A 13,621-nucleotide genomic window follows, 5' to 3' on the forward strand; every position below is an offset into this window, starting at 1 on the left:
TCGTCTCCATTCTGCAGCAATCTTAAGCGCCGTTGCCAAGCGCACCATGGTCTTCGATCGCGGCGGCTCAAGGCACCGCCTCGCGCGCAGCCTTCGACTTCTTCGCTGCGGCGGTCAGCCCGGCCAGCACCGTCCTATAGTTCGCGCCCGTGACCGGGACCATCGTCCCGTTCTCGTCGTAGATGCGGAACTCCAGGAACGCATTCTCCTTCAGCCGATCCGTCACGAACACGACGTTTGCATTCGAGGTCAGGAAGTCGGGATTAAGGATCACCCACACGACCTTGCGAATCGTTCGCGGCGTCGCCTTGGCCCCTGCCGTGCCCGGCAGCATGACATCCTTGCCCTGCAGCGCGATGTGCGCGTCGAGTTCGCCCCTTTCGCGCTCGCCGACCGGCGAGGACACGTTCTTGATTTCCACCAGATCGGCCTGTTCGTCGCCCACGAGCTTCAGCAGGTCGAGATTGCGATCCTGACCGAGGTCGGCGCCCTTGTAGCGATCGGAGATATCCTTCTGGCTGACGCTGAACTGCGTCTTGTCGCGGGCTTGCGCGAACCAGTGGGTGTGCCACTTTTCGCCCAGGCTTCCGATGTCGGCGCTGTCGAGCTGGCGCGTGATGCTGAGCAGACGCTCGTGGCTGGCGGCGATCTGGGCCTCGCGCGGATCAATGCCCTGATCGATCAACGCCTGGTAGCGCGGCGAATCCGCCAGGGACTTGGGATCGGTCAGGTGGGGCAGGATGACTTCATCGATGAAGTGCTGCTTGGTCGTGTGCCGAATCGTTCTGATCTTGAGTCCGTTCGGGGAATCGCCTCGCGAATCCCCGCCTTCCGTTTGCTTCATCTTGTCGATGATCGCGACCTTGTCGACGCCGAGCCCGCCGATCGCTTTGGTGAACTTGCCGAACGATGACTTCGCCTCGCCGCCACCGAGCTCGCCGTAGGCTTCGTCCCAGGTCTTGGCGTCGAATGACGCCGAATCGCTGTCGGCTTTCTCCGCGATCGGGCGGATGAATTTCGCGGGTTTCGATTTGTCGGCAGCCTTGCTGTAGGCGTCGTGGTCGAACCAGAAGTGCGGCGCCTTCTCGTCCGTGCGTACGAGCTTGAGCCCGCCGGTCGTGTCCTCGCGCCAATGATGTCCTTTCGGCGCATCGCCCAAACCGATCGAAGTCGCTTTCAGGGCACCTGCGGACGCGTTCTCGGCGATCGGGCGAATGGCCAGCTTCGGATCGCCCGCCTTGCCCTTGGCGATCTCCGCTCGCAGGGTATCCTGATTGAGGAAGTACCCCGCTGCCTTCTCGTTTTGCCACACCAATTCGAGCTGCCCCTCGCGCTCTCGCCAGTAGTGCCCCGTCGGAGTCGCCTGGTCCAGCCCGAGCGTCTCTGCCCGCACGAGTCCAGCCGATTTCTTCCGGGCGGCGATGAAACCCTGGCCGGCCTCCAGCGAGTCGAGATCGCGCATGTGCTGCAGGATCTGCTTGTCGATGTCGGCGATGTGCCGGTCGATGATCGCGTTGTCGATTTCCTTGTCGACCAGGCGCCGCGCGTTGAGATCGATCGCTTCCTGCCGGGCGAAAAGATCGTCGCGGATTTCGGTCAGTTTCTTGATTTCCAGCGTGGCCTCGAAGCCCTTGCTGCCGTACTGCGGCGTCTGCGTGAAGCCGAGCAGGGAAATCGCGCGCGCGAGCAGGCTGCGCACCGACCCGCTGAAGCCCTCGTACTTGCGCAGCGTGCGCACCGTGGGCATGTGCAGCTCGATGTCGCGTGCGGTCGCCTCGCTGCCGTGATGAATCCGCACCTTACCGTTGTCGTAATGGACCTGCACTGTCGCCGCGTCGTCGCCACGCAGCGTCGGGTCCTGGAACAGCATCACCTTGCCGGCGAGGTCGCCCATCGCCGCCAGCAGCTTGGCGCGCTCACCCGGAGTCTTCAGGCGGAATGGCTCGCCGCCGAACGGCGTCTTCGCCTCCTCGGGCACCTTGGTTTCGAGCTTGGTCGTGAGCGGATCGAGCATCTGGTTCCGCGTGCTCTGCTGGTGGAAGGCGTTGCGGAACGCGATCATGAAGTCGTAGTCCTGGCTGGACTGCGTCTTGCCGAATCCCTGCGCTTCCATGTCGGCGATATGGCTGTCCATGGCGGCCAGCATGTCCGCGCGCGCTTCCGGCGAGGCGTTCGCCAGCTCGCGCGCGAGATCCGCCGCCTCGGCGATGTTTGCCGGCGGCTTCTGGTTGATCTTGTCCAGCACCGCCTTGACGCTGGCATCCGCTGCCTTCGCGCCGGCCATCGCCGCCGGCGCGGAAATCACCGACTCGAAGAGCTGCTTGATGTCCTCGACAATTGGAACGCCGAGATAGCCCATCATCCGCGCCGTGAAGAAGTCTCCGGTCTCGGCCGCTTCCTTGAGGAACGCCGCCACGGTGAGCGCGGCCGTGATGTCGCTTCCGCCGGCGACTTTCATCGCCTTGCCGATCCCCAAGGACAATATTCTGCCGATCGGCCCCAGGCTGCCCAGCACGCCGAGCCCGAAGCCGAGGCCGAAAGCCTTTGTCAGCACCTTGGCGATTTCCGCTGGCTCCAGCATCTTGTCGAACACCTTGCCGATGCCGTGCTCGACATTCATCACATGGATGATCGCCGCGACGCGCAGCGCCGAATCGCCCTCCTTGAAGAAGAAGTTGAGATAGTCGAGCATCGCGCCTTGCAGCAGTTCGGTACCCGTCGGGGACGTCGTGCTGCTGCCACGTCCGGGCATGCCGATGGCCTTGCGCGCGCCCCGGTCGGCTCGCTCGAGGCTGGAAGTCTGCGAGGTCTGGGCGCCCTCCAGCGCGGGTGTCGGCCCCACGTGCCGCAGTGTCCTGGCATTGCTGAATTTGCCGGGGGAGGGCACCGCCACCAATGCCGAATGCGTGCTCTTGAGCGTCGCGGCGTGCTGGCGCTGCGCCAATAGGAATTCCGCCACCTCGGGCGTTGCCGTCTTCTGCTCGTAGGCGATGGTTTTTCCCGACAAGTAATCGGGAACTTCGACCAGATAGCTCCAGCCTTCCTTGGCCTCGACCTTGCGCAGTCCCAGCACCGGCAGCGCTGCCGGGGTAAGCCCCTGCTGGTGGGCAGCGTCCGTCTGCAGGAACGGCGGCACGCTGGCGGCGCGCGAGAACTGGGCCGAACTGGTCTTGGCGCCTTCTGCGGCGACGTTGCTGCGGGAGGCCTCCTCGCCGCCCGCGGTCAGGGAGGACGCGCTGCCGTAGAGCTCAGCGAACTCGTATTGCGCGTCGCTGGCGCCGGTTCCGGAAAGCGCCTGCTTGCGGCGCATGCTCTGCTGCCCGATCACGCTGCCGAACTCGCGCTCGACCCCGGTGCCGACGAAGAGTCCGAGCAGGCCCATGGTCTGCTTCATGGTTTCGTAGCGCAGCCAGGCCGTCATCGTGTCGCCGCTCACCGAGAGCGTGCCGATGGCGGTCGCCTGGTGGATGCCGTGCCACAGGTCCAGCGCGCCGGCCTGCTGGATCATGACCTTCTCCGCCTCGATGCCGAAGAGGCTGAACCAGTGCTGGTGTACTTTCGCGAACTCGGGCAGGTTGTATTTCGAGTCCTCGTGCGGCGGGACGATCTTGGCCAGCTGCCCCTGCAGGCCCTCGCTTTGCCGGTTGATCCGATCCGCGAGGTCGTGCTGCGCCGCGGCCGCGAAGCCCTCCGTCGTCTTCGGAAACGCCACTTGCGGCTTGATCTCCGCCGCTTCGGCCTCCTCGCTCAGCCCGCTTTCCTCGAAGAAGGGATCGTCCACCCGCTCGGCCATGTTGAGCGGCTGTGCCGCGAGCAGCGATTTCGTGTCACCGAGCGCGGTGCGCGTGTCTTCCTCGCTTCTCGCCGTCTTGCGGATTTCCGAGAGCGTCTTTTCCACGCTGGTGTCCAGCGCTGTGGGCGCCGTCGGATCGTCGGTCATCTTCATCAGCTTGTCGTTGACCAGCAGCGCCCGACGCGCCAGCTCGCTGCGCATCCGGTAGTTCTCCGCTTGCTCGTCTCGCGATGCGCGCGGATCGAACTGGTTGCGGAGATCGACGAGCGTGGCGACCAAACCCTCCAGCTCCAGCATCAGCAGGCTCTTGCCGTCGCTGAGCGCGGCGACGATGCGCGCGAGGTCCTGCGAGAGCTGCACGAAGGCTGTGTCGCTGCTGCCGGCCATCGCGCTGAGATCGGGGTCGGCGTCGATGTCGGGGCCGTGCGCGTGCTCCTGCAGGCTCAAGGCCACGAAATCCGCCGAATGCGAGACCAGCCGCCCGTAGATGTACTCGAAGCCGAAATTGGTGACCTGGATGTCGCCCGGTACCGAGGGCATCAGTTCGTAGAGCTTCTTCACCGCCCCGGCGAGATCAAGGGACTGGTAGGCTCCGCCGACGGTGAGGCCGTCGGTCAACCCTGCCATCTCGTCCGCCGCCGCGTTGACCGAGCCCTGGTTCCCCGCGTCCAGATTCAGCCCCTCGCTGCTCTCGGCGCAGGCCGACTTGATGCGTGCCTTGAAATCCGGGAGATCTCCCGTCGCCTCCGCGTACACCGAGTAGAAGGCGATGGTGAAATGCGGCCGGGATCGGTGTGCCGACAAGGGAAGCTGGTTCAGTCGCGCGACATCCTCGGGCGTGCGGCGGATGCGCTGTTCACCGCCGTTTGCCTGGAGGACGTGGGTCAGCTCGTGGGCGAGTAGGTGGCGCCCGGCGTTGCTTTCGGGCGCGAACTCGCCGGCGCCGAAGACGACCTGATCACCGTAGGCATAGGCACGCGCGCCGATCCGGCGCGCCGAATCGGCGGCCGCTGCGTCGTCGTGGATGCGAACGTCACCGAGATCACGACCGAAGCGTGGCTCGAACAAGTCACGCGCGCTCGAGTTCAACGCCCGACCGCTGTTCCGGCTCGGGATGGCGATGGAGGCAGCGGGCGCCGGGCCCGACGCTGTCGGCTTTCGCGATAGGGAAGGGCTTTGCGTGTCGCGCTGCGCCTTCGCCGAAGCCCGCGCGCCGGTCGTGCCTACGAATGGAGACGTCGCGGGCGGCCCGCCTGTCGGGATACGCATGACCCGGTCCGCCCAGCGGTCGGCTTCCTCCTCGTCCGGATCGTGCGGGCGACTGACGCTGAGCTTTGCCCGGACGCCGTGCAGGGCGAACGCTGTCGCGGGTGCCCCCAGGCCCGGCGCGGGAGCGGCGCTCTCAGGGCGACGGCCGCCACTCGGCTGCGCGGGCCCTTCCTTGGAGCGCTCGATCCCCTTGCCGCAAGCCGCGCATGGCACCCCTGTTGCGCACGCGGGGCACGATGCATTCGACATCACGCGATCGGCGATCGCAGCGCTCGGCACTGCGCTTGCGTCGGTCGGTTGGGCCATTGCGTCCGGGCGACCTTCCAGGTAGCGCGGCATGCCCGGCGTCGCCGGCGTCGTCGCCGGGCGCGCGGCGTGCACCGACTTGGCAACTCCGTCGGAGACGCGCCTGCGAGAGAGAGCAAGCTTGCTCATTTCATCTCCCGTCACTGTCGGTTGCTCGCCGCCATGAACCGGACCAGAGAACATTGCGCGGCGATTCGGCGGCCGGCGCGCCTCTTGGCGCTCTCGCGAGAGGCACGCATGGCGTTGTAGGACAAACGCCCCGCGTGGCACGGCTTGATGGTGTCTGCGCAAGCCCGGCAGCCGCGTAAAGGATAGGAAATCCAACCAGCCTAGGATGAGTATGGCTGACGCCGCGTGCGGCCGTCAATCGCCGATCTCGGGCCGGCAGGCGTCACCATTTGCAGACGAGCCCATCCGAAATGGCGCCCCGGGCACTGCCGGATGCCCCGGGAGCAGGAAACCCGGAGGGAAAGCCGGGACAGCCCACGCTTCCCCCGCCCGTCGTCGCCGGCGCAGACTTTTTCCGCGAACCCGGTCGAACGGCGGCAATACGAAGTACCGCCGACGCTCAGGGCGCATTCCCCCCATGACCGTAACGGCCGAACTGGCGCCGCATTTCAGACGAGGCTTTCAGCAAGCCGGGCAGCCGCTTGAAACCGTCTCGTCGCCGGAATTCCTATCTTTCATACGGCGTGCAACACTACGCTGCTCGCTTGGCTGCTGCGACCCTGAGCGCTTGCATGGTCGCTGCGATGGCCGGCCGTGCTCGGCCGGGCAGGTGCTGCCGCTCCCCGCGGGCGGGGGCGTCTTCAGGTGTCCACGTTTGACCCGCTTGTTCGACCCGCCTTCTTGCCGCCAGCGTTCTGGTGGTGACGAACGACCGCTTCGATCTCGCGAAGCAGCAACTGCATCGTCGCTCCCCGCCGCAGTCACCGAACGGCTGCCAGGCGTAGAACCAGACTGGCGCGCTTGTGATGATCAGGCCGTCATGGGCACTTTGCTCGCCGCACTCAAGGCATCGGGCGCTAACTACCTCATCACCGGCGACAAGGACTTGCTAGCGATGGCTGAACGCTACCCGATCGTCGCTCCAGCGGCGTTCTGGGCCCTTTATGCGGGACTTCGATCGTTGCAACGCAAAGGCAGGCCCGCCCTGACCGTCGGCAGCCGGCCATTATGCATAGTTCCCAGTTATGAACAGTTGGCCCACCGCAATGGCTGAATCGGCCTGTCCTTGCTCCTAATCTGAAGCGTTGACGAGCCTTGGGCTGGACATAAGTCCGGCGCAGGAGCAGCACGGTAACTCCTCTTCCGGATAGGAGATTACCATGCCCAAGATCCCCTCCTTGCATCTGACGCTGCGAGGCTGGTTGCTCAATGGTCCGCTGGCCGCGTATGTGCCGGCCTACCGCGAACGACTGGAGCGCGGCCGCTACGCATCCAGCACAAGCCAGCGATGTCTGAACGCCGTCTCACACTTCGCTCACTGGATGTCGCTGTGCCGATTGCCGGTGGCCAAGCTCGACGAGAGCCGCATCGATCAATTTCTCCAGGAGCACCTGCCACACTGTGGTTGCAGAGCGCCGGTGATGCGGCATCCGCGCGAGGCACATGCTGCCTTGATGCCCCTGCTGGCCATCCTTCGCCAGCGCGGCGTGATCGCTGACTTGCCGACGGCGTCGGGTCCGATCGCCGAAGAACTGAGTCACTACGACGCTTACATGCTCGATACCCGCGGGCTGGCGAGCGGCACCCGTTCCGTCCGACTGCGGATCATCGAGCGGCTACTGGTGCACAAATTCGCAGGCCGCCCTCTGGATCTGCGCAAGCTGCGGCCGGAGGACATCCGCCGCTTCGTCGGCGAGCAGTTGGAGCTGCGCAACACGATCAGCAACGCGGTGACCATCAACGCCGCCGTGCGTGACTATCTGCGCTGGCGCTCCACTTGCGGCGATCCGGTGCAAACGCTGCTGGGCGTCATCGCCTCGCCCGCCAACTGGGCTCATGCGTCGCTGCCGCAAGCGCTGCAGCCCGATGAGGTCGGCCGTGTCCTGAGCTCATTCAGCCAGACGCTGCGCTCGCCCAAGCGCGGCTATGCGGTCGTCCGCTTGGCGCTTGATCTGGGCCTTCGTTGTATCGAGATCAACCGGCTGCAGTTGGACGACATCGACTGGCCGCACGGCACGCTCACGCTGAGGCGGACGAAGTCTCGCCGCCAGGATGTCCTGCCGCTGCCGGTACTCACGGGCAAGGCGCTGGAGGCCTACCTGCGGCATGAGCGACCGGCTACCAGCAACCGATCCCTGTTCGTACGCTGCATAGCACCGCACGATGCGCCGGTGAGCGTTCATGCCATCCGGCGGGTGATCCGCGACGCCTTCAGCCGTGCCGGTATCCCGCATGGCCGGGCACACGCGCTGCGCCACACCTTGGCCTGTCGGCTGGTCAACAGCGGCGGCTCGATCAAGGAAGTCGCCGACGTGCTGCGCCACCGCTCGCTGAACACCTCTCTCATCTACGCGAAGACCGATCGCGTTGCCTTGGCTGAAGTGGCGTTGCCCTGGCCCGGGAGCGCAGCATGAGCGCGCGCATATCCCTTCCCGAGCGGATCGCGGAGTACCTGGCCGAGCGGCGTCGCCTCGGGTTCGAACTTCATTACATGGGTCAAGCGCTCGGCCGGTTCGCGCGCTATGCCGAGGCAGCCGGTCACCGCGGGCCGCTCACCGTCGAGTTAATGGCTTCCTGGGCGCGTCAGGCCAAGGGTGGCCAAGGTGATCGGGGTACGGCGACTCGCGCTTTACGTCTGCTCAGGCCGTTTACGCGCTGGCTGCAGCAGTTCGAGCCGGCCACCGAGGTGCCCGATGAGGCGACCTTCGGGCCGGTCCCGGGCCGGCTGACCCCACACATCTTCCGCGACGAGGAGGTCGAGGCGTTGCTCGAAGCGGCCGGGCAGGTCGGGCCGCCACTGCGTAGTGCCGTCATGCGGACGTTGTTCGGGCTGATCGCCTGTACAGGTCTGCGCATCTCCGAAGCCCTGGCACTGGTCAACGCGGATGTCGACCTCAAGGTCGGCTTGCTGACCGTCCGCTGCAGCAAGTTCGGCAAGTCGCGGCTGGTGCCGCTGCACCCCAGTGCAGTGGCCGCCCTGTGCGCTTACCGCGGTGAGCGGACGAAGTATGTGCCTGCCGATCCTGAAGGGCGGTTCTTCATCGCCACCCGCGGCCGCCGTCTCGGCCGGGCGCTCAGTGATCGGCAGGCACACCGCATCTTCGATCAGCTGCGCCGGAAACTGGGCTGGGTCTCCCGCGGCGGCCACGGTGCGGCGCGCATCCACGATCTGCGCCACAGCTTTGCGGTGCGCCGCCTGTTGCGCTGGCATGAGCAGGGCGAGAACGTGCACGAGCACATGCTGGCGTTGTCGACCTACATGGGCCACGCCAAGGTCTCCAACACGTACTGGTACCTCACGGGCACGCCCGAACTCCTGCAAGTGGTGAGCAGGCGCTTCGAGCACTTCGTCGATCCGTACGAAGCCGAGGAGGACGACGATGGTTAAGCCCGATTCAGTCCAGGCGCCCAGCTTCGCGGCCCTGGTACAGGCGTTCTTCGCCGAGCACTTGCAGCAGCAGCGGGCGATGAGCCCACGCACAGTTGCCGCGTATCGCGATGCCTTCTTGCTGTTTCTGAACTTCGCCCAGGTGCGGCTGCGCAAGCAGCCTACCGAGATCCGGCTCGAGGAGATCACGCCGGGGCTGATCTTGGCCTTCCTCGACCACCTCGAGTGCGAGCGCGGCAATGCGGTGAGGAGCCGCAATGCCCGGCTGGCGGCGCTGCGCGCGTTCCTGAAGTTCGCCGGTCGGCGCGACATGAGCGCCTTGCATGCCGTCGAGATGGCGCTAGCCGTGCCGATGAAGCGTTTCGAGCGGCCGATGTTGGGCTTCCTGACGCGCGAGGAGATGCTGGCGATCATCGGCAAGCCGGACGAGTCCTGGACAAGCCAGCGCGACCACCTACTCATCAGGATGCTCTACAACACCGGCGCCCGGGTCTCCGAGATCATCGGCGTGACGCTGGCCGACGTGGTGCTTGACGGTGCAGCGTGCGTGCAACTGCATGGCAAAGGGCGCAAGCAGCGCACGGTACCGCTGTGGCGATCGACGGTGAAGCAGATTCGGGCGTGGCTGCGACTAAACCCGCAGCTGCAACCAACATCGGCGCTGTTGCCCAACCGCGATGGCCACGCCATGACGCGTGGCAACGTCACCCAGCGCCTCACACTCGCCGTCAAGGCCGCGACTGTAGCGCAGCCGCAGCTTGCCAAGCGTCGGGTCTCCCCGCACCTCATCCGCCACACGACGGCAATGCACCTCTTGCAGTCCGGCGTAGACATCAGCGTCATCGCGCTGTGGCTGGGGCACGAGAGCCCGACGACAACTCACCTATACGTCGAAGCTGACCTCGCGATGAAGGAGCAGGCCCTGGGGAGACTGCAGGAACCAGACGCCGCGATCAGGCGCTACAAGGCACCCAACTCGTTGCTCGAGTTCCTGAAGACCCTGTAATTATGCGCAGGCCGCAGGTATCGTACACCGACCCTGTGCTCGTGCGATGCCGCGGCCCGCACCGCAACTGGTCATAACTGGGAACTATGCATAATGGCCGTTATGGATAGATGTTCATAACGGCCACGAGGAGTCATTGGCCCCGGTCCTCCAAACCGGCCGTTGAACAGGCTCAGCGAACCGAAAGCAGCCATTAGTCAGCGCGCGTCAAAGCGCAAGAAGCACAGCTTGAGATGACGACGTCCATGCCATCATGCTGAAGTCCTCATTACGATGACATCCAAGTGCCGAAGCCCTGCTCTGCAAGGCAGTGAACTTTCTACCACCGCCTTCGTTCCCACATGCAACCCTTGACCGGAAGAGCCGCGATACGGTCTACTTCAGCCTCAGCAATTCGCCGCTCGCCGCGGCAGCTTAAGCCCCGGCAGGAATATCACGCAAGAAGACCGGAAATCTGTCCAACCAACAACGCAGGGCCACTCCCATGAAAACAAACACTATCGTTGTCGCACTTGCCGCCGCGTTCACGATTGCGAGTACTAGTGCACAGGCAGACAGTTTCAGGGAAGCCATGAAAACGAAGGCGGCATCGATACCGGACAAGGTCCAGACAGTAGCCGGTGAGCTGACATTCTTCGACGGCGTACCGACAGGCAAGACCAACGATCTGGTCTATGACTATCTGGACCGCTCGCGTGCACTCGGGGTCTATCTCGACAACGTCGGCGCCGTATCGATCTACAGCGTACTCCTGGGGATGGCCCAGCAAGGCGCCGATGCACCCAACAAGATCGCCATCTGGGAACAGCTGATGGATTCCCGGACGCCGGTCATTACGTCCAACACGTCGACGATGTATGCCTATGCCCCCACGGACCTGGCCAACGATGGCCCGACGGTCATCGAAATTCCACCCGGCATGCTGGGCTTTCTCGACGATGCCTGGCAGCGGTTTGTCGGCAATATGGGTGTCACCGGGCCGGACAAGGGCAAGGGCGGCAAATACCTCGTCCTGCCTCCAGGCTACAAGGGCAAGGTACCAGAAGGGTATTTCCTGCTGAAGCCTTCGACCAACAAGAACTTCCTCTTTCTGCGGGGTTCGATCAAGGACGGCCTGAAGGCAGCAGTCGACAACTTCAAATCCGGGCTGCGGATTTATCCACTGAAGGATGCAGCCAATCCGGCACCGACTCAGTTCATCAACATGTCCGGCAGATCGTTCAGCACCATCTTTCCGAGCACTTTGGAGTACTTCGAGATCTTGAACACCATCGTTCAGGAAGAGCCGATCGATGCAGTCGGGCCGGAGGCTCGCGGTTACATGGCATCCATTGGCATCGTCAAAGGCAAGCCATTCAATCCCGATGACAGGATGAAGAAGTTGCTAGCCGAGGCAGCTACGCTTGGCAATGCTGCTGGGCGCGCCATCACCTACGACCCACGCATCGGGGGGGTGTACATCTATCCCGATACGAAGAGCAACTGGGTTACAGCCTATGCGAACAAGAACACATCGTTCGAAGCGGATGGCACGATGAACCTTGATGCGCGAGTGCTGTTCTACTACAGCGCCGGTGGTGTGACGCCTGCCATGGCGACGCCCCATGTCGGTGAGGGCTCCGATTACGCCTTGGCCTTTCTGGACGGTGACGACAAGCCTTTCGATGGTTCGAAGGCTTACAAGCTGCACTTGCCACCCGAGGTACCCGTAAACAATTTCTGGGCCGTCACGCTGTACGACACCCAGACACGGACACAACTACAGACCAGCCAATTGTTCCCAACGGTCGGCAGTCTGACCAAGGGGATGAAGCAGAATGCCGATGGCTCCTACGACGTCTTTTTCGCGCCGGAAGCGCCTAAGGGCAAAGCGGGCAACTGGCTTGCGACCCTGCCGGGCAAGAGCTGGTTCGCCATCCTGCGCATGTATGGGCCCCTGGAACCCTGGATCAACAAGACCTGGCGGCCGGGTGAGGTAGAACCGATCAAGCAGGTTCGTTCGAGTGATTAGCCTCAGTGCAGAAGGACCCCTCCATCAATTTTCAGGAGAGCAACAATGAACAAATGCCCTAAACGATCAATGCTATTGATGTCTTCTTTTCTGGTCGCCTTGCCTGGTCTGGTCGCGGCACAGTCGACCACGAAGATTCCCGTTGAGATCACCACGCCCGATAGAGTTGAGAGCCGCATCGGCACACTCGAATACAAGGACGGCGTGCCGACCGTGGAAACCGCTGAAAAGGTGCGCGACACTCTGGATTTCACCCGTGCATTGAATGCCTACAACAACAGTTTCCGCGGGGCGTCAGCCTACGCGCTAGGCAAGGGATTCCAGAGCATCGGCGCGGAGGACAACACGATCATCATCTTTTCGGAGCTGATGGATAGCAGGTCGTTGTTCCTCACCCCCAACACCGATACGGTCTATTACCTGGGAATTATTAATCTGTCGAAAGGCCCGATGGTGCTCGAGCAACCGCCCGAGGGACTGGGCACGCTCAACGATATGTGGTTCTCGTGGATTATCGACATCGGCAAACCCGGTCCTGACCGTGGTGCGGGTGGTAAATATCTGATCGTGCCGCCGGGTTACGATGGGCCGCTTCCCGAAGGCGGCTATTTTATCGCCCACTCGAAAACGAACCGCGTGCTGTATGGAGCCCGCGCGTTCCTCGTAAACAACGATCCGAAGCCGGCCGTCGAAAACATCAAGAAGAACCTGAAGCTTTATCCGTACACGCCGGGAGGCCTGGGCACGAGCATTGCCACAGCGCTTGAGGGTACCGTCCGGCTGGCGCAGAACGCGCCAATCCCGGAAACCAAGTTCGTTGAAGCCAGTGGCAAAGCATTTAATACGATTCCGCCGAGTGACTTCGGCTTCTTCGAAATGATCAATGAAAACGTGCAGCAGGAGCCGGCCACCAGCAACGACGTAGAACTCGCGGGACAGCTGGCTGCCATTGGCATCCAGCACGGCAAGCCGTTCAAGCCCGATGCGCGGATGAAAAAGATCCTCACCGATGCCGCCGCAGTTGGCAGCGCCGCTGGCCGCACGCTGAACTGGCGCTACGCCGTGGTGCATCCAGAATGGGCATACTACCCCAACTCGATGTGGGGCAACATGCTGTGGGAAGGCGGTGCATTTTTCGAAACCCCGCCGCCCGCTTTCACCAAGGAAGGCATGTTCAAGCCGTATCCGCCCACTGGGGCCCGAACGCTGGATTCGCGGACGGCGTTCTATTATGCCTACACGCTTGATTCACCCGGCATGATCATGAACATCCCAGGCGTCGGCTCCCAGTACCTCATGGGCTTCCTGGACTCTGCGGGCAATCCCTACGACGGCAGCAAGACCTACAAGGTCACGCTCCCCAAAGGCATTCCTGCCCGGGCCTTCTGGTCGCTAATTTTGTACGACAACCAGTCGCGCTCGATGCTGCAGACCCCGCAGCGCTTCCCACGGGCCGGCAGCCAGGGCTACCCATCACCGTCAGCCGAAGTTGCTGCCGACGGCTCGACGACGGTCTACATCGGCCCGACACAGCCCAAAGGCGTGAAACGTGGCAACTGGATTCAAACGGATCCGGCCAAGGGCTGGTTCGTCATATTGCGGCTATACAGCCCGCTTGAGCCGTTCTTCACCAAGGAGTGGCGGCCGAGTGAGATCGAATTGGTTCGGTAACCGAGCCAG

7 protein-coding genes are annotated in these 13,621 nt (G+C 63.6%); 6 read left to right on the forward strand and 1 reads right to left on the reverse strand.

Features of this window, described 5'->3' with window-relative positions:
* Window positions 1-67: 67 nt before the first annotated feature.
* Window positions 68-5,497, reverse strand: coding sequence for a DUF4157 domain-containing protein (locus tag QZ634_RS01785; RefSeq protein ID WP_291985047.1), 5,430 nt, complete (start codon window positions 5,495-5,497; stop codon window positions 68-70).
* Between the two features lie 859 nt (window positions 5,498-6,356).
* Between QZ634_RS01785 and QZ634_RS21475 the strand changes: the two genes are divergently transcribed.
* The 6 genes from QZ634_RS21475 to QZ634_RS01815 all read left to right on the forward strand — a co-directional run bounded on the left by QZ634_RS21475 (window position 6,357) and on the right by QZ634_RS01815 (window position 13,612).
* A complete protein-coding gene (locus tag QZ634_RS21475) occupies window positions 6,357-6,590 on the forward strand; it encodes a hypothetical protein (RefSeq protein WP_366145347.1) in 234 nt (77 codons plus the stop codon).
* A gap of 106 nt (window positions 6,591-6,696) precedes the next feature.
* Window positions 6,697-7,950 (forward strand): site-specific integrase, encoded by a 1,254-nt coding sequence (locus tag QZ634_RS01795; RefSeq protein ID WP_291985049.1) that lies wholly within the window; start codon window positions 6,697-6,699, stop codon window positions 7,948-7,950.
* Window positions 7,947-8,924: a tyrosine-type recombinase/integrase gene (locus QZ634_RS01800; RefSeq protein ID WP_291985051.1), complete on the forward strand. Its 978-nt coding sequence runs from the start codon at window positions 7,947-7,949 to the stop codon at window positions 8,922-8,924. Before QZ634_RS01795 ends, QZ634_RS01800 begins: the two co-directional genes overlap by 4 nt.
* Window positions 8,917-9,930, forward strand: coding sequence for a tyrosine-type recombinase/integrase (locus QZ634_RS01805; RefSeq protein WP_291985053.1), 1,014 nt, complete (start codon window positions 8,917-8,919; stop codon window positions 9,928-9,930). Before QZ634_RS01800 ends, QZ634_RS01805 begins: the two co-directional genes overlap by 8 nt.
* A 571-nt stretch (window positions 9,931-10,501) precedes the next feature.
* Complete coding sequence (locus tag QZ634_RS01810; RefSeq protein WP_291987942.1) at window positions 10,502-11,941, forward strand: DUF1254 domain-containing protein; 1,440 nt, start codon at window positions 10,502-10,504, stop codon at window positions 11,939-11,941.
* Window positions 11,942-11,986: 45 nt separating this feature from the next.
* Complete coding sequence (locus tag QZ634_RS01815) at window positions 11,987-13,612, forward strand: DUF1254 domain-containing protein (protein WP_291985056.1); 1,626 nt, start codon at window positions 11,987-11,989, stop codon at window positions 13,610-13,612.
* The last annotated feature ends 9 nt before the right edge of the window (window positions 13,613-13,621 follow it).

It is taken from the genome of Candidatus Accumulibacter sp. ACC007 (genome assembly GCF_907163205.1).
Lineage (GTDB): Bacteria > Pseudomonadota > Gammaproteobacteria > Burkholderiales > Rhodocyclaceae > Accumulibacter > Accumulibacter regalis.